Source organism: Vibrio sp. St2, assembly GCF_947311885.1.
GTDB classification, from domain to species: Bacteria; Pseudomonadota; Gammaproteobacteria; order Enterobacterales; family Vibrionaceae; genus Vibrio; species Vibrio coralliilyticus.
Map to the genome: position 1 here is coordinate 1,282,700 of NZ_CAMZNA010000001.1, position 17,984 is coordinate 1,300,683.

Below are 17,984 nucleotides of genomic sequence, written 5' to 3' on the forward strand. Positions count from 1 at the left end.
GAGGTGGTGCTACCCGCACCACTCCGGCAGCAAGCGAAGGTGTCATTGGCACCCGTGGTATAGTCCCCCCGGCTATACCACGATATTTTTTTCATCACGCATCACGCATCACGCATCACGCATCACGCATCACGCATCACGCATCACGCATCACGCATCACGCATCACGCCAATCAGTGTGCTAAGTTCATCCTACTTAACACAACGCATTTTATTTAGTTTTTGGTTCATTTAAGTCGTGGGCAACGACAAACTACCGATCTTGATCTTCAATAAACTGTGAGGGGGAAACGCCAAAGCGATGTTTAAATCGCTGACTAAAATAGGAAGGGTCATTGAACCCGCATTCAAACGCTACATCTGAGATTTTTTCACCAGCCAGCAAACGTCGACAAGCATAGTCCAGCCGCACCTCAGTCACGTAATCCATAAACGTACGTTCTGCAGCCGATTTAAATCGACGCTGTAAACTACGCTCGGACACGTACATTTGCTTAGCCGCTGAAGCCGTACCAAATTCCGGATCTGAATAATGTTGGACAACTAAGGCTTCGAGTTTTTCAATCCACGGGTCTTTTGACTGTTCTTCAGATAAGCCTGTGTCAGTAAGTTGAACAATCGAGTTCTCTTCAAATTCACTTCCAACAGGCCACACAAACTCAATTAAGTTTCGTTCATCGGAGCTGTATCGATGGAAGCTACCACCATTTTCTTTGACCAAAGACTCGATTTCATTCCACAACTCAATGGGCGTCACAGAAGCATCATCAAGCTTTGCACCTTGTTCGGTTATGGAAAAAGAGACTTCTCCGTCATTGATACGATACCTCATCAACACAACTTGCGCTCGATATGAGCGCTTAATCAGATTATCAATCAAAAGATTAAACACACTATCGAGATTAAAAACATCGAGAGTGACGTAAATGTCTTTATCTTCTTCTGACTGTACCTCCACAGATAAACCAGCCTTAATAAGCTCTTCTTGCCAACCATCCAATGCAGAGCGCAATACCAAAGACAAGTTGTAAACTGGCAAGGCATCGCCATTAGCCGCACGTACGTTAAGCAATAGATCCAGTTCGTGAATCATAAATCTCAATAATTGCTGTTTGCCTTGTTCTGAATCTGTGGCCGTCTGTGATGCACAACCTTGCAGCCTTTCCCGCAACGATTGCACTGACTGTCGATAAAGGATGCGTCGGATTTGTAGCTGTTTTCTTAATTGATCGTTGTTAGTTAGCAGGATTCGGCTTTGATGACGCAGTTGATTAGTCTTAAGCGCTACCTGAGACCTCAGATCTTTATTGGTTCTTGCCATCATGCGAGAGCGCCAATAAATAACAAACGCTAGCAGAATAAATACGGCTGTCACGTAGGAGAAAATCGCATACCCTCGGATATACCAAGGCTCGTCAACTGAGAAAACAAACGGCTCGATAGCACTCTGCGCCATGCCATTATTTACAGCACGTACCTCAAGCTCGTAGTCACCAGGAAGGATATGTTCAATGGTCAGCTTCATTCCTTCGAGATTCTGCCATTCATCCTGCTCTCCCAGTCGATATTGCAAGGAAACATTACTGACTTGTGGAAGCACACCAAACTGAAACGCAATCGATTCTCCATATGTCACATGTGGTGCACCCAAAACACTCCCACCAAGAGAGTACAGATCCTGGTTTGCAACCACTTGGCTGTATATCACCTGTACGTTGGGAGATTTGCTAGCACTAAGACTTTTGGTGTCAACCTTGATAAGGTTTCGCCTTGAGCCAATTAATAGATTTTGCAGGCTTTCTGAACCTGAGCTGCATAGCCCTGATTGGAATTCGTTATTCACTAAACCGAGCGGCTCACCATAGTGTGCTGCTATTTGCCCGTTCTTCGCATAATGGGTCAGACCAGCAGAAGAAGTCATCCAGACACCATTGCGATTACTAATCAAACACTTAGGCGTGATATGATCATCCACCATAGTCAGAGACTTAAGTTGCAAGCTGGCGGCATCTAATTGATACAATCCGTAAGTACTCGCCACCCAGATTTCACCACCATTCACTTCTTTTATACTAGCCACACGCCCATAGTGTTCTGAGGCACTAACATAGTGGATTTGCCCGTTGATCAGTACATAGGTGCCATGATCTGTGCCCAAGATTAGACTGCCATTGTCAGCCACTGCCATCTGAGTAACTTGCGCTGGTAAATACTTGTTCAGCATCCACTCAGAGCCATATTGCATCAACTCGCGACTTTGGGTATCAAAGCGCCATAACTTATGGTCGCTGGCTCCCCAGATTCGACCGTTGTTATCCAGTTCCAACAACTCAACTGACGATGTTTTTAAAAAGTTAGGTAAACGGTCCGCAATCACAGTACCGGATACACTATCAATACAGATGATGCCATTCTCAGTGGCTAGCCAGAGCACGCCATTATGCTCGATAACATCGTTCACTCTACCTTTATAAAGCAGCTTTCTTGACGCCTTATGGTTCAATTTTAGTGAATATACACCCACATTAGTAACCATCCAAAATCCACTACGACTCTTCTTGTTAGTCAGTTGAATCAGTTTTTCTGACGCTGATCCACGGGTTAACATCAAATCAGGAAAGCGCTTAAAATGATGAGCAAACAATGAGAAGTAATGAATGCCTCGTTCAGTGGCAATCCACATTCCCCCTCGATGATCATTGAGTAATGAGTAAACCTTTTCACCAAACAACGCATGACTGTGTGTGTGTTCTCTGGCGAAATAGCCACTCTCTTGTGATGCAAAAGAGTACGATTGCAAACCGGATTCGGTACCTATCCAGTAGCCTTTTTGCGTTTCCGCAATACTCAAAACATGTCCACCTGGGATTCGTTTAAGTGGAGCGTCAGGATGGTTAAAATTGAAAAGAATTGCCCCGTGTCGAGTTCCGACGACCAACTCTTGACGTTTTTCGGAAAAATAGAGGGTTTCTATATGGCTCGTACCGGAGCGAGGGGCATGTTCGAAATGGCTACCATCTGACAAGTACACTCCGGAGTTTGTTGCCAGTACCCACTTTGACTGAATCCGTTTGGCATCGGTAATGTTGATTTGAGCAGACTGGTTGTATTGATACAACTCCATTAAGGAGTAAGAAGAGAACTCTCCACTATCAACGTGATAGGTGTAGAAGTTTGAAGCATCAGAGACCCAAACGTAACGGTTCGATACCCCTATTTGTAAAATCTCAGTACCCGGCGTGAGACTGAATATCAGTTCTCGACTTTTACCTGGGGTGGTGCGATAAATCTCATTGCCCGCAAATGACCAAAAAGCACTGCCGAGAAAAGCAACTTGCTCTGATTCAAAATCGAGTGCAGAACCTGACTTGGGCAAAATGTTTTGCCCATCAAAAAACAGCACCTGATTTCTAACATCTTGAAACCAGATACCACCATTGTCAGCGAGAAAAAGTTCTTTAGCGGCAAACGCTTTACCCTGAGATTGCGTTGGCAAGGGGTAGAAAACTGACAAAGGGAGATCCATTGCCATCGCGACACGAGTCAAAAATAAAAACGACAGAAAACAAACGGCTTGTTTCACTAGCGATTCCCTTGCAGCAAAATTGGACAGTCAATAATATTCCAAATCTAAGCGTTTCGAATGATCCACCCAGATCAAGACTCAAAGCTAATTGAACTGAGTCATCAAATTATTTTGTGATAATAATTATCTTGGATTTCCAACCATAAACAAGATGCTGCTTCAAAAAATCGGCGTTTTCTTATCTAGAACCATCAAAAAAGGGAAGCGCTATGCTTCCCTTTGATGGCATATCAAACAAATATTTAGTTACTAAGACATTCAGTGAAGCTGTCTGTGATGGACTGAATAAAAGTAAAGTAGCTGCCTGGTCCAACTTGAACATTAGTACCAATAGGATCAAGTACCCCTTGCTTGGCTTGACTGCCACGCGTCACAGACTCAACAACAGCTGGAGTAAACTGAGGTTCAGAAAAGACACATTTAGCATCCCCTTTTGCCAACGCTTTCTTGATTTTAATGAGTGTCTTAGCCCCAGGTTTTCTCTCAGGGCTAACCGTAAATTCACCCAAATGATTCAAGCCATAATCCTGCTCGAAATAACCATAGGCATCATGAAATACGTAGTAACCCACCTCTTTTACTGGCTCTAGCGACGCACGCCACTTTTCATCGTACTGATTAGCATTTTTCACAAATGCCTGATAGTTCGCTTGATAAACATCTTTGTTGCTCGGGTCTAACTCAGAAAGTTTCTGGCTAATCGCTTCAGCAGCCTTAATACTTTGTTCATGCCCTAACCAAAAATGCGGATCGTGCGAGCCATGATTATGCCCGTCATGATCGTGACTGTGTCCGTCTTCTGAAAACTCGCGAAGGTTCAAACCATCCACTTCACTGATGGTCAAAACATTCTTCTGACCCTCAAGAACTTTAGTTAAAAAAGGTTCTAGGTCATTACCGAACCAAACGACTAAATCGGCTTTTCTAACTCGCTTCACATCAGATGGTTTCAGCGCGTAATCATGTGGGGAAGTGTTGGACTCAAGCAATAAATCTGGCTCAGAAACACCTTGCGTAATTTCATAGGTAATCATCTGAATGGGTTTGATACTGGTCAGTATTTCACTGGCGTTTGCACTACCTATAGCAAAAATGGATAGCAAAGGAATAAGGTGTTTCATAAATCAATACCACTAGTCTCTGGCGTTAAAGTTTTTCAAATGTTACATTATAACAATAGTTATTTGCAAATGAGTTCCATTCATGTCGGCACTGGTCGAACTTCAACAAGTCTGTGTTCAATTCGGAGAACGCAAAGTCCTTGATAATATTAGTCTCACCCTAAAGCGAGGAGAAATAACAACATTGATAGGCCCTAACGGAGCGGGTAAATCCACTCTAGTAAAGGTGTTGTTAGGTCTTCAAAAGCAGTTCAGCGGGACAGTCAATAAGACGCCGAACCTAAAAATTGGTTATGTCCCTCAAAAACTTAGGCTGAATGACTCATTACCTCTGGATGTGAAACGTTTCATGAAGCTCGCGGGTAAATTTAGTGAGCAAGAACTGCAAGATGCGTTGAAACTTGTCGGTGCACAACACTTAATGCGAGCGAACATGCATTCTCTCTCTGGTGGAGAGAGCCAACGTGTTCTCTTAGCAAGAGCACTACTCCAACGACCAGACTTGCTGGTTCTTGATGAGCCAGCTCAAGGTGTTGATGTCCAAGGACAGATTGATTTATATGAGTTAATTGATACTATTCGCCATCGTTTCAGCTGCGCGGTGTTCATGGTATCCCACGACTTACACTTGGTAATGGCGAAAACTGACGACGTTATCTGCCTCAATCACCATATCTGTTGTTCAGGCGCGCCAGCCGATATCACCAAACACCCAAGTTACATTGCTCTGTTTGGCGAAACGAGAAATGAGTCTCTTGCGTTTTACCACCACCAGCATCAACATCATCACCATGATTTAGCGGGTGATCCTGTATCTGGCGAAGCGTCTACCTGTTCACAGCATTCACATGGTCACCATCATGATTGAGTTTCTATTACCTTCTATCCTCGCAGGCTTGGGGATTGCAGCCATCGCGGGACCGCTGGGGTCATTTGTTGTATGGCGAAGAATGGCTTACTTTGGCGACACTTTGGCTCACGCGTCCTTGATGGGGCTTGCATTAGGCTTCCTTCTTGACGTCAACCTGTATTTTGCCCTGATTGTCTGCTGCTTGGCTCTCGCCTTTATTCTTGTCGCCCTCCAAAGACAACAATTGGTCGCAACTGATACGCTGCTGGGTATTCTGGCACACAGTGCCTTATCTCTTGGCTTAGTGGCGGTCAGCTTTCTAGACAATGTACGAATCGACCTGATGAGTTACTTGTTTGGTGATTTACTCGCTGTTAGCCCAACGGACCTCGTTTATATATATGCGGGCGCAGCGCTCGTTTCTGCAATACTGGTCTATTTTTGGCGTTCTCTGCTTGCAACAACGGTTAATGAGGATCTCGCCGAGGTAGAAGGCCACAATGTCGACTTAATGCGTTTAGTTCTGATGATTATGGTTGGCCTTGTGATTGCCATCGGTATGAAATTCGTAGGCGCTTTGATCATGACTTCACTGTTGATTATTCCTGCGGCTACCGCGCGTCGATTCTCTAGAACTCCAGAGCAGATGGCCATAACTGCCTCTTTTATTGGAGCAGTCGCTGTGCTCTTAGGCCTTAGCCTCTCATGGCATTACGATACTCCAGCGGGGCCTTCTGTGGTCATCAGTGCCACCGCTATGTTTATGTTGTCACAGCTATATCGAGTAAAGGCTTAAGCTAGAAGCTAAAATGAAAAAGGGTTGGCCACACATGCCAACCCTTTTTGTTACATGAACGAGAATCTTAGATTAGGCACCTTCGTTGTGCAGTTCGAGGTTAGCCAGTTCTTGCTGAATATCGCGCTGTACTTTTGCATCATCACTACGCAATGACTCTAGGAAATCAAGGTACTTCTGATCGATATCTCCAGTCACGTACTCGCCATTAAAGACGGACGTTTCGAACTTAGTGATATCGGTGTTCCCCATGCCCACCGCTGCCACAAGATCATCTAATGTTTGGAAAATTAGCTCATCGGCACCGATTTGCTTACAAATAGCGTCGTTATCACGACCATGTGCTATCAGCTCATTCGCGCTTGGCATGTCGATACCGTAAACGTTCGGGAAACGAATTTCCGGTGCTGCAGAGACCATAAATACTTTTTTCGCACCAGAGTCGCGCGCCATTTCAATGATTTGCTCAGATGTGGTACCACGAACGATAGAGTCATCAACCAGCAAAACGTTTTTGTCTTTGAACTCAGAGCGGATAGCATTGAGCTTACGGCGAACGGACTTCTTGCGTTGCTGCTGACCCGGCATAATAAACGTACGGCCCACATAGCGGTTCTTAACAAACCCTTGGCGATATGGCTTATCAATAGCTTGAGCAATCTGCAACGCAATATCACATGACGTTTCAGGGATCGGAATAACTACATCGATATCTAGATGACTGTAGTCATCACGGATGCGCTCACCAAGCTTCTTACCCATTTCTACACGTGCACTGTAAACAGAGATTTTATCAATGAAGGAGTCTGGACGAGAGAAGTAAACAAACTCAAAGATACAAGGGTTTAAGGTAGGGTTATCCGCACACTGTTTAGTGTGTAGCTGACCATCAAACGTTGCGTATATCGCCTCACCTGGCGCAACGTCACGGATGAAGTCAAAACCAACGGCATCCAGCGCAACAGATTCAGAAGCCACCATGTATTCAACCGAGTCCCCTACTTCACGCTTACCAAGACATAGAGGACGGATACCATTTGGGTCACGGAAAGCAATCATACCGTGACCTATGATCATTGCAGACACAGCGTAAGCACCGCGAATCGTACGATGAACATTAGTCACCGCACGAAATACATCTTCTGCGGCTACATTGCCTTTCACTGTGTCAATTTCGTGGGCAAGAACATTCAGTAATACTTCGGAGTCCGAAGTGGTGTTGACATGACGACGGTCTTTCTCAAACAATTTTTCACGAACTTCCGCTGCGTTGGTTAGGTTACCATTATGAGCAAGCGTAATACCGAAAGGAGAGTTAACATAGAAGGGCTGAGCTTCAGATGCGCTAGAACTACCCGCTGTTGGGTAGCGAACATGGCCAATACCGACCGTTCCCTGAAGGCGTTGCATGTGCTTTGCTTCAAACACATCTTTAACTAAACCGTTCGCCTTTCTCAGACGAAAACGATTGCTTTCTATGGTACAAATACCCGCGGCATCTTGGCCACGATGCTGCAACACAGTCAGTGCGTCATAGATAGACTGGTTTACAGGCGTTGTACCCACGATTCCAACAATACCACACATGTCCTAACCCTCGATTTGCGACAATGGCTGGCGCTATAACGCGCCAGATAAGAAACTCGATGTTGCTTGTAAGTGCTCGAAGAAAGGGGCAATGATACGGCTAAACTCCGGTACCAGTTGCGAACTTCTCCACCACTCTGAGTCTGGAAACGATGTAAACGCATCCATAAAAAATAGTGCAGCTGAAACAATCAGAACACCTCGTAAGCCACCAAAGACGACTCCTAGTACTCTATCTGTTCCTGACAAGCCTGTTTTCTGTACTAATTGGGCGATAACGTAATTCACGATCGCACCTACGATAAGTGTCGAAACAAACAGGGCTGCTATCGCTGCTCCATTTCGAAACATGTCGTCCTGAATATTGGAAAAGTACACCGCCAATTTTGCGTAATACTGGCTGGCGATAAAAAACGCCCCAAACCAAATAACCAGAGACAACGCTTCTTTTGCGAAGCCGCGAATTAAACTGATCACTGCCGACAGGCCGATCACACTTAAAATGACAATATCTAACGAATTCATCTGTTCTTACATCTTAAGTTGGCGCGCATTTTAACAGAAAAAACGCTGACGCAAACGTTTTCTTATGGATTTAATGGCTTAAATTTGAGCAATCGACCTTTTGAGCCAGTAATTTTTTCCAACTCAGTCACTTGTCGCTCTAGCTTACTCTTGGATACATCTGGGCCAATAATCACACGAGTGAAACCATTTTCGAGTTTTGTGTGTGCTTGATAACCACGTTTTTGTAGGTCTTTAACAACGTTTTTCGCATTCTCTGCGTTCTTCAACGCCATCAACTGAATAATCCAAGCACTGTCCTGATATTCATTGCGCTCAGGAACCTCTTTAACCGCGACAGGCAAAGGTTCATCATTCACCTTTTCACCAGAAGCGGGAACCTCAGGTTCTTGCACAACAACTTCAACTGGTGTTTCAGGTAGGCTTGCAGAATCATCAATGGGCTCCAAAACTTCGAAGCTTTCTACATCGCTATCAAGCTCTGGCTTAATCGGAATACTGGCGATTTCTTCCTTGTAATGCGTTTTTTTACCATCAAGGACATCTGGTAATACGATCACGCCGATCGCCACCAAAATGATGGTGCCGACCAGACGATTTTGAAACTTACTTGCCATTTACTCTCCTTGACTCTGCCAGTGTTCGAGTACTTCACCAACCGTATGGAAAGAACCCACAACCAGAATGACATCTTCCGCCTCAGCCTTTGTCAACGCGGCTTTAAATGCGTCGACAGGAGCTTCAAAGCGGTCATTGCCATCAGGAAGATACTCACAAAGTTCCGCTGCACTTGCAGCTCTTGGCCCTTGTAACGACGCTGGATACCAATGGCTGGCAACCGGAGCCAACACTTCAAGCGTGGCCTTAATATCTTTGTCGTGCAGCATCGCAACCACAGCGTGGATTTTTTTATCCAAGTACTTCTGTTGAATGCGTTCAACCAAATACTCAGCAGAATGTGGGTTGTGTGCCACATCGAGGATGATTGTAGGCTCCGTACTCACAACCTGCATTCGACCAGGTAGCTTAGCGCTGTTGAGGCCTTTAACGATGTTGATGTCCGACAAGTCCAGATTTGCTGTCGCGAGTGCCATCAAAGCGGTCGCCGCATTTTGTAACGGTAAACCAGGGATAGGAAGCGCTTCTAACTCGTATGGGCCATGCGTCCAACACCAAGTATGTTCATCAACAACCTGATAGTTGTATTGAATTTCCACTTGATACAATTCTGCACCAATATCATCAGCATGCGCTGCCACAGTAGAAGGCGCTTTGGGCTGACCACAGATTGCGGGCTTACCACTTCGGTAGATGCCTGCTTTCTCATAGCCAATCACATTAATGTCATCACCGAGCCAGTCAACATGGTCGATAGCGAGGCTAGTAATCACCGAAACATCATGGTCAACAACATTAGTGGCATCCAATCGCCCTCCTAGCCCGACTTCTAGCAATACGACATCCACTTTTTCAGTTTGGAAAAGGCGCAACGCCGCCAAAGTCCCGTATTCAAAAAAGCTTAGGCTAATATCACCACGTTGCTTTTCAATAAAATCAAACGCTTCGGTGTGCTTCTCATTAGCCAGATCTTGGCCATTAATACGGACACGTTCGTTATAACGAATTAGGTGGGGAGAACTGTAAACACCAACGGAGTAGCCTGCATCAAGCAATATGGCTTCCATAAGTGCACAAGTGGAACCTTTTCCATTGGTCCCCGCGACAGTAATCACGGTAGGAGCAGGTTTAACTAGATTAGTTTTCTCGGCGACAGCCTGGACACGATCTAGACCGAGATCGATAGCAGAGGTGTGTATGTTTGTTAAATAATCAAGCCACATCGCAAGAGGGGATGTGGCTTGAGGAATTTGGGTTTGACTCATCTAACTCTAACCAAGTAATTGTGGTTGTTTGTTAGTATGTTACTTTACCCTTTTTCGTCCGCTTCTGGTACAGAATAAGCAGCTTCATTTTGTGAATCGTTCACAGAAACCACCAGAGGCGAAGGTTGGTTAGTCATTTTCGCAATCAGGCTACCAACACGCTGACGCATTTCGCGACGATCAACGATCATGTCGATAGCACCATGCTCAAGCAAGAACTCACTGCGCTGGAAACCTTCCGGAAGATCTTCACGTACCGTCTGTTCGATAACACGACGACCAGCGAAACCGATCAACGCTTTAGGCTCACCGATATTTACGTCACCTAGCATTGCCAAACTTGCAGAAACACCACCCATCGTCGGATCAGTCATGACTGAGATAAACGGCAGGCCTTTTTGAGACAGACGCTCAAGTGCAGCACTGGTTTTCGCCATTTGCATTAGAGACATCAAAGCCTCTTGCATACGTGCACCACCACTTGCAGAGAAACAAACAAGACCTGTGTTGTTCTCAATAGCCGCTTCTACAGCGCGAACAAAACGAGCGCCAACTACAGAGCCCATTGAACCGCCCATGAAAGAGAATTCAAACGCACAAGCAACAATAGGAAGACCTAATAGCTCACCTTTCATTACAACAAGGGCATCTTTCTCTCCACTGCTCTTTTGTGCAGCCGAGATACGATCTTTGTATTTCTTTGAATCTTTAAACTTAAGCTTGTCTTGTGGCTCAAGTTCATCCGCTAGTTCAACGCGGTTGTTTTCATCCAAAAATGTTTCCAGACGACGACGCGCCTTCATACGCATGTGATGGTCACATTTCGGACATACTTCTAGGTTACGCTCTAGTTCAGCGTGATAAAGCACCTGTTCACAAGACGTACACTTGGTCCACACACCTTCAGGGATGGACGCTTTACGTGAACTAACAATGTTGCTTTTTTCTAAAATCTTTTCAAGCCAACTCATGGAAGACCTTTTTCTCTCATCGCCTCCGCACTTTGCGAAGGACAAAAATTCTGAATTTACGCGAGAGGATTAAAGCATATAAAATGCCAAGTGTAGACAAAAAACTGGTTGTACCTATTTCTTACACTAATGTCTCACGCCCTAAAGAACTGATTAGTTGGACAATTTATCACGAATTAGTTCAAATTGTCTGGCAAAAATAGTGGCCCAATTGGCACTCTTGGCAATTCAAATTCTGCTGGATAATCAACATCAACCAGATAGAGGCCAGCTGCCTTCGCTGTTGCTCCCGCAAGCTTGCGATCTTTCACTTCAAGCAACCACTTTATCCACTCTGGTTTCTGCTCCCCGCGGCCAACACAGATAAGGCTTCCGGTAATATTACGCACCATATGATGAACAAAGGCATTCGCCTTGATATCAATCACTACGTATTGTCCGTGACGAGTCACATCCAAGTGCATAATGTTACGCCAAGGGCTACGGGACTGGCAGTGTACCGCTCTGAACGACGTGAAGTCGTTCTCACCCAACAAATATTGACCAGCTTGGTGCATCTTTTCAGCATCTAACTCGCCGTGATAGTGGCTAACACCAGAGGACATAATGCCCGGTCGGAATGCGCTATTAAAAATGATGTATCGATAACGCCTTGCTGTAGCGGAAAAACGAGCATGGAACTCTTCAGGCACCTCTTTTGCCCAACGAACTGCAATATCATTCGGTAGATTGGCATTGACACCCATTGTCCACGCAACCATTTTTCGGCTAGCGCTAGTGTCAAAATGGACCACTTGACCCGTTCCATGAACGCCCGCATCAGTGCGCCCTGCACACTGCACTTCTACAGGATGGTTTGCAACGATACTCAGAGCACGCTCAAGTTTCTCTTGTACGCTTTTAACTTCTTTTTGTCGCTGCCAACCATAGTAATGAGTACCGTTATACTCAATACCTAACGCAATTCTCATCAGGGTGTTCTCTTTGAAAATGGGGCGGGAAGTATAAACATTTTTGCAAAAAAAGATAAGGGGGCTCAGCACCCCCCTTGTAGATTACTCATTCATCGACCGTTGATCGCATCGATTAAGTTTTTCGCCTCTCGGCGAATCTCGTCGCTACCATCCACAATAGCCTCTTCTAGCAACTTAATTGCGCCTTGAGCATCATTCATCTCAATGTAGATTTTAGCTAAATCAAGTTTGCCAGACGCCTCTGAATTGTTGTCAACATCAACATCTCCGGTATCCCCGATAACGTCTGGGAAGTCACTTAACCCGACATCAAGCTTCAACTCTTCTTCTTCAAAGCTTTGCTGCTCTTCTTTTTCAACCTCAGCCATCAGCTCATCAATGGTACGGAACTCACCTTCTTGTGGATTGAAATCACCCAGCTCTTCTTGGTCTTCCCAGTTTTCATCTAAGATTTGAGCTTGTTCAGGGCGATTACCATCATCCCATACACCCTGTTGATCTTCAGGAATATCATCAGTAATTTGAGCTTGTTGTTCAGGGGATAAGCTAAAGCCGTTCCAGTCTTCTCCCCCCACTTCCAGCATGGCTTCAATATCCATCCCTGCACTATCAGAAGTGACTGAATCGACAGGTTTATCAAAGTCAAAGCTAGCAGTTTGTTCTGGTTCACTTTCAGAAAGCAATTCATTAAATGCAGCTTCATTGAAAGCGTGATGCGCCAATTCCTCGGCTTCATCAGAACGATCCATGGCCTCAGATGGAATCTCTTCAAGAGATGGTAGTTCGAGCTCATCAAGTTTGAAGTCAACATCATCAGAACCACTATCGAACGCTTCGGCTAACGCATCTTGTTCGTCAAATTCAGGCAAGTCCCGCTCGTTGACTTCAAGAGATTCCTCCTGTTGAACAGTATTTACTTCAGGGTCTAGTTCCTCAATTGCATCCGCCGACGCTCCTTGTTCTATATATCCTGGAATGTTTAAGTCATCGAGCTCTAGCGAGCCCTTTGACTCGGAAGGAGAAGCTTCGAGCTCAGCTTCTTCAGTAACATCTGCTAGTGCGTCTTCTTCGCTGTATTCTGGGAGATCTAAATCATCCAGTTCTAACGATTCTTCAGGCTCAGCGACAGGTGCTTCAAGCTCTGACTCTTCAGCAACATCCGCTAGTGCATCTTCTTCGCTGTATTCTGGAATATCTAAATCATCCAGTTCTAACGATTCTTCAGATTCAACGGCAGGTGCTTCAAGCTCTGACTCTTCAGCAACGTCCGCTAGTGCGTCTTCTTCGCTGTATTCAGGTAACTCTAAATCATCCAGCGCTAAAGACTCTTCTGACTCAGCGATAGGCGCTTCATGCTCTGGCTCTTCGGCAACATCCGCTAGCGCATCTTCTTCACTGTATTCTGGAAGATCTAAATCGTCTAAGGCTAACGACTCTTCAGGTTCAGCGATAGGTGCTTCAAGTTCAGGCTCTTCGGCAACGTCTGCTAGTGCGTCTTCTTCGCTATATTCTGGAAGATCTAAATCGTCTAAGGCTAACGACTCTTCAGGTTCAGCGACAGGTGCTTCAAGCTCTGGCTCTTCGGCAACATCAGCAAGTGCGTCTTCTTCGCTGTATTCTGGAAGTTCTATATCATCCAGTTCTAACGATTCTTCAGATTCAACGACAGTTGCTTCAAGTTCAGGCTCTTCTGCAACATCCGCTAGTGCGTCTTCTTCGCTGTATTCTGGAAGATCTAAATCATCCAGTTCTAACGACTCTTCAGGTTCAACAGCAGGTGCTTCAAGCTCCGGCCCTTCGGCAACGTCCGCTAGTGCATCTTCTTCGCTGTATTCAGGAAGATCTAAATCATCCAGTTCTAACGATTCTTCAGATTCAGCAGCAGGTGCTTCAAGCTCAGGCTCTTCGGCAACGTCCGCTAGTGCGTCTTCTTCGCTGTATTCTAGAAGGTCTAAATCATTCAGTTCTAACGATTCTTCAGGTTCAGCGACAGGTGCTTCAAGCTCTGGCTCTTCGGCAACGTCCGCTAGTGCGTCTTCTTCGCTGTATTCTGGAAGATCTAAATCGTCTAAGGCTAGCGACTCTTCAGGTTCAGCGACAGGTGTTTCAAGTTCAGACTCTTCGGCAACGTCCGCTAGTGCGTCTTCTTCGCTGTATTCTGGAAGATCTAAATCGTCTAGGGCTAACGACTCTTCAGGTTCAGCGACAGGTGCTTCAAGCTCTGGCTCTTCGGCAACGTCTGCTAGTGCATCTTCTTCGCTGTATTCTGGAAGATCTAAATCGTCTAGGGCTAACAACTCTTCAGGTTCAGCGACAGGTGCTTCAAGCTCTGGCTCTTCGGCAACGTCTGCTAGTGCATCTTCTTCGCTGTACTCTGGAAGCTCTAAATCATCCAGTTCCAATGAATCTTCTGACTCAGCAACAGGCGCTTCAAGCTCAGGCTCTTCGGCAACATCCGCTAGTGCGTCTTCTTCGCTGTATTCTGGAAATTCTATATCATCCAGTTCTAATGATTCTTCAGATTCAACGGCAGGAGCTTCAAGCTCCGGCTCTTCGGCAACATCGGCCAGTGCATCTTCTTCGCTGTACTCTGGAAGATCTAAATCATCCAGCGCTAGCGACTCTTCTGACTCAGCGGCAGGTGCTTCAAGCTCTGGCTCTTCAGCAGCAGGCGTATCAGCCATGAGATCATCAGATATTGCTTCGGACGCTTCATCTTCAATCAGCCAATCATCATCTTCCGGAACCCCAAATTCATTTGGAATAGCTTCAGGCATTGGGGTCGCTGATTGTTCTATTGCTGGTTCTGGAGTCTCTGGAGTCTCTGGAGTCTCTGGAGTCTCTGGAGTCTCTGGAGTCTCTGGAGTCTCTGGAGTCTCTGGAGTCTCTGGAGTCTCTGGAGTCTCTGGAGTCTCTGGAGTCTCTTCAGATGGTGTGTCCGTTTGCTCCTGCTGAGCAAGTAAATCTTCCTCAACAGGCGCATTTTCTTCAGCAGCAATGGCAGTACTCTCATCTAACTGTGCTGAAGAAGTAACCGGAACTTCATGACTCTCTTCCAGTTCAGAACTTGGGTTTTCGACTTCATCAATAGCAGACGTCAGCCAATCATCTTCATCTTCGTGCTCGGACTCCGAGCCCGTAGCTTCCGGCTCATCGAGTTCAAGTGGTTCTACATCGCTTGAAAGAGCATCCTGATTTTCGTCCTCAGCCAAATCAAACTCAGACTCTTCGACTAATTCAGGGTTTTCCACCTCATCAATCGCTGAAGTCAGCCAATCATCCTCTTCTGGCTCTGGCTCTGGCTCTGGCTCTGGCTCTGGCTCTGGCTCTGGCTCTGGCTCTGGCTCTGGCTCTGGCTCTGCAAAGTTTGAATCATCTTCAGGTTGCGGTGCAACAGCTTCCTCAGATACAGCTTCACTTAAATCGGGCTCATCCAAATCAAGCTCATCGAGCAATGGATCACCTTCGGGCGCAGCGCTCAACATGTCATCGATAAAATCTTCACTGGAGAATTTATCTGTACCAGCAGCGTCATCAAGCGCAACATCTTGGTTCAACTCATTGCTCAGAGTGAGATCTTCATTCTCTTCTTCTACCGATTCATCACTCTGCTTTTCAATCTCCAGCAACTCTTCAAACAGGTCGGTGCCTTCATCACCGAGTTCTTCAGTAACTTGCTGTTCTTGCTCAGATTGTGTCTCGAACAAGTCATCCAGTAACTCAGTACTACCTTCAAGTGAGCTTACATCTTGGGTATGATCATCAGACAAAAACTCATCAAGTGTTTCGGTTGACTCTGCATCAAGCTCATTGCTGTCATCGGTGATCAGTTCATCGAAGACATTGTCATCGCTAAGATCTAGATCGTCGCTTAAGAAGTCATCTAGCGCCTTATCTGAACTAGGATCTGTCTCCTCACCATCATCAATCAGCTCATCGAGTAAGTCTGTACTGTTTTCACTGACTTCTGGTGTTGGCTCTTCCACCATTTCATCCAGAAGCGCAGTCTCATCAAGTGCTTCAGCTTCAAGCTTTTCTAGGTCTGCCTGAGCTTCCACTTGAGCAAAGAGGTCATCAATTTCGCTATCTGACGCTAGACTAGGCTCATCTGTATCGGTGCTCCCAGCATCGTCATCACTCAGATCAAAACCACCATCAGCCTCATCAAGCAACGAGTCAAAGTCCAGATCGTCACTCGCATCATCAGTGTCACTTTCATTGAACAAGTCGTCTAACAGTGACTGATCCAACTCATCGGTGCCAAGATCTTCCGAGTCTCCATCTGATGCCAGCAGTGAGTCTAGCTCGTCTTGCGAAATCTCATCGTCATCATCTGATAAATCAAATTCACCTTCTGGTGACTCATCCTCAATAACAACTTCATCCAGGGCTCGCTCCATTTCTTCAAGGCCCAGTGCTTTATCTTCGCTATTCACACTGATGCCATTGGAGCTCATATCCATATCGGCAAGCGCTTCGTCTAGCTCGCCATCGTCCCCGATGCCCGCGAATGGGTCTTCGCCATCTTCACCTTCAAGATTGAAATCGAGATCGTTATCTTCTAAGTCGGCAAAGACATCTACTTCGCCATCTTCTTTACCTTCATCTAAACCAGAATCATCCGAGAACAACTCTTCTTCATCGTCGGTTGATTCACCAAACAAGTCATCATCAAGCAGTAAATCATCATCCACTTCTTCATTAAGAGAATCCGGAGCGATTGGCGCAACAGGTTCAGCGGTTTGTTCGGTCGCGGTTTGTGCTTCTGAATCTTCTTTCTTACGGCGACCCAGCAACATCATGATCAGCAAGCCAATCAGCAAGCCTGGGATGATAGCCAGCGCAGCGACAAGCCAAGTATTAGAGAGCAGTTCATCGAGCGGAGAGGGTTGCATTTTCTGCTCTTCGGCAAGTCGCAGACGTTCCGCTTCGAGTAATTTCTCTACCTCATTGCGAATGCGAGACTCATCACCCAGCTCATCTTTCAGCACATCCACTTCGGACTGAACATCAGCCAACATCAAGCGCAACTTATGATTTTTCTCTTCCAGAGCCATCAACTCGCCTTCTGAACTTTCGAGTTGTTTCTCCAAAGTCGAAACTTGCGCTTTTTGCTCTTGCTTGGCTATTTTTGCTAAATCCGCATTTGGCTGCATTGCCGGTTTGGTATCATCCATCATTGGCTTTTCAGCGTCAGATGGTTTCATTTCTTCAGGTTGTTGCTGAGGCGAGGTTTGCGCGGTTGGGCGAGAAACCGCAGGAATATCCGTCAAGCGCGCTTGATGGGCCGCCATGACATTGACAGCTTCTTGTGTCGAAACGCTTTGAACTTGAGCCAACGAAGGAATTCGTAGCGTACTGCCTGGAATAAGCTCGTGGATGTTTTGATTTTCAAATGCTTGAGGGTTGAGCTGATAAACAGCAAGTAACGTTTGTTGTACAGAAACGCTAGCTGATGGACGCAAACGGCTGGCAATAGCCCAAAGTGTTTCTTGAGAAGTAGTTGGTCCATAAAAGCGAGAAGGCTCGTTGTTACGCAGATCTTGGGGGACAAAATCAGAATATTGCGGCGATGCTTGGATCTCGCCGTCAGGTCCCTTAAGGCGAATAGTTTCTGCACTAACAATCGATGTCTGAGTCACGGCTACTAATGCAACAGGCAGCAGCAGACGCTTAAAAATTCGAAGCATA

Annotated in this window: 11 protein-coding genes; 2 read left to right on the forward strand and 9 right to left on the reverse strand. The window is 45.8% G+C overall.

The features are described 5' to 3' along the window. Nucleotides 1-253: 253 nt before the first annotated feature. Both QMA41_RS05975 and znuA read right to left on the reverse strand, forming a co-directional pair. Nucleotides 254-3,583, reverse strand: a complete 3,330-nt coding sequence (locus QMA41_RS05975; RefSeq protein ID WP_281629106.1) for an AraC family transcriptional regulator — start codon at nucleotides 3,581-3,583, stop codon at nucleotides 254-256. A gap of 245 nt (nucleotides 3,584-3,828) precedes the next feature. Then, on the reverse strand, nucleotides 3,829-4,707 hold the full coding sequence (gene znuA / locus QMA41_RS05980; protein ID WP_045987508.1) for a zinc ABC transporter substrate-binding protein ZnuA: 879 nt from the start codon (nucleotides 4,705-4,707) through the stop codon (nucleotides 3,829-3,831). Nucleotides 4,708-4,789: 82 nt separating this feature from the next. On the opposite strand from znuA, the gene znuC reads away from it, so the two are divergent. After that, the gene (gene znuC / locus QMA41_RS05985) at nucleotides 4,790-5,575 is read left to right on the forward strand and encodes a zinc ABC transporter ATP-binding protein ZnuC (RefSeq protein WP_019277836.1); all 786 of its coding nucleotides are present in this window, start codon (nucleotides 4,790-4,792) and stop codon (nucleotides 5,573-5,575) included. After that, complete coding sequence (znuB, locus tag QMA41_RS05990) at nucleotides 5,568-6,353, forward strand: zinc ABC transporter permease subunit ZnuB (RefSeq protein ID WP_281629107.1); 786 nt, start codon at nucleotides 5,568-5,570, stop codon at nucleotides 6,351-6,353. The genes znuC and znuB overlap by 8 nt, the downstream gene beginning before the upstream one ends. 72 nt (nucleotides 6,354-6,425) lie before the next feature. Here znuB and purF read toward each other — a convergent pair whose 3' ends face one another. The 7 genes from purF to QMA41_RS06025 form a co-directional block, all read right to left on the reverse strand. Then, nucleotides 6,426-7,940, reverse strand: coding sequence for an amidophosphoribosyltransferase (gene purF / locus QMA41_RS05995; protein ID WP_019277834.1), 1,515 nt, complete (start codon nucleotides 7,938-7,940; stop codon nucleotides 6,426-6,428). 33 nt (nucleotides 7,941-7,973) lie between these two features. Beyond that, nucleotides 7,974-8,465 (reverse strand): CvpA family protein, encoded by a 492-nt coding sequence (locus QMA41_RS06000; protein ID WP_006959459.1) that lies wholly within the window; start codon nucleotides 8,463-8,465, stop codon nucleotides 7,974-7,976. A gap of 62 nt (nucleotides 8,466-8,527) precedes the next feature. Beyond that, the gene (locus QMA41_RS06005; RefSeq protein WP_082313612.1) at nucleotides 8,528-9,082 is read right to left on the reverse strand and encodes an SPOR domain-containing protein; all 555 of its coding nucleotides are present in this window, start codon (nucleotides 9,080-9,082) and stop codon (nucleotides 8,528-8,530) included. Next, on the reverse strand, nucleotides 9,083-10,348 hold the full coding sequence (gene folC, locus QMA41_RS06010) for a bifunctional tetrahydrofolate synthase/dihydrofolate synthase (RefSeq protein WP_281629108.1): 1,266 nt from the start codon (nucleotides 10,346-10,348) through the stop codon (nucleotides 9,083-9,085). A gap of 44 nt (nucleotides 10,349-10,392) precedes the next feature. Continuing rightward, nucleotides 10,393-11,319 (reverse strand): acetyl-CoA carboxylase, carboxyltransferase subunit beta, encoded by a 927-nt coding sequence (gene accD, locus QMA41_RS06015; RefSeq protein ID WP_019277831.1) that lies wholly within the window; start codon nucleotides 11,317-11,319, stop codon nucleotides 10,393-10,395. Between the two features lie 176 nt (nucleotides 11,320-11,495). Continuing rightward, complete coding sequence (gene truA, locus QMA41_RS06020) at nucleotides 11,496-12,290, reverse strand: tRNA pseudouridine(38-40) synthase TruA (protein ID WP_006959464.1); 795 nt, start codon at nucleotides 12,288-12,290, stop codon at nucleotides 11,496-11,498. A gap of 92 nt (nucleotides 12,291-12,382) precedes the next feature. Then, nucleotides 12,383-17,983: a FimV/HubP family polar landmark protein gene (locus QMA41_RS06025; protein WP_281629109.1), complete on the reverse strand. Its 5,601-nt coding sequence runs from the start codon at nucleotides 17,981-17,983 to the stop codon at nucleotides 12,383-12,385. Nucleotide 17,984 lies beyond the last annotated feature (1 nt).

What these genes read in the sequence shown, in the direction of transcription:
- znuA (WP_045987508.1), bottom strand. Translation starts at nt 4,707, where the DNA reads ATGAAACACCTTATTCCTTTGCTATCCATTTTTGCTATAGGTAGTGCA.
- znuC (WP_019277836.1), top strand. Translation starts at nt 4,790, where the DNA reads ATGTCGGCACTGGTCGAACTTCAACAAGTCTGTGTTCAATTCGGAGAA.
- znuB (WP_281629107.1), top strand. Translation starts at nt 5,568, where the DNA reads ATGATTGAGTTTCTATTACCTTCTATCCTCGCAGGCTTGGGGATTGCA.
- purF (WP_019277834.1), bottom strand. Translation starts at nt 7,940, where the DNA reads ATGTGTGGTATTGTTGGAATCGTGGGTACAACGCCTGTAAACCAGTCT.
- QMA41_RS06000 (WP_006959459.1), bottom strand. Translation starts at nt 8,465, where the DNA reads ATGAATTCGTTAGATATTGTCATTTTAAGTGTGATCGGCCTGTCGGCA.
- QMA41_RS06005 (WP_082313612.1), bottom strand. Translation starts at nt 9,082, where the DNA reads ATGGCAAGTAAGTTTCAAAATCGTCTGGTCGGCACCATCATTTTGGTG.
- folC (WP_281629108.1), bottom strand. Translation starts at nt 10,348, where the DNA reads ATGAGTCAAACCCAAATTCCTCAAGCCACATCCCCTCTTGCGATGTGG.
- accD (WP_019277831.1), bottom strand. Translation starts at nt 11,319, where the DNA reads ATGAGTTGGCTTGAAAAGATTTTAGAAAAAAGCAACATTGTTAGTTCA.
- truA (WP_006959464.1), bottom strand. Translation starts at nt 12,290, where the DNA reads ATGAGAATTGCGTTAGGTATTGAGTATAACGGTACTCATTACTATGGT.
- QMA41_RS06025 (WP_281629109.1), bottom strand. Translation starts at nt 17,983, where the DNA reads ATGCTTCGAATTTTTAAGCGTCTGCTGCTGCCTGTTGCATTAGTAGCC.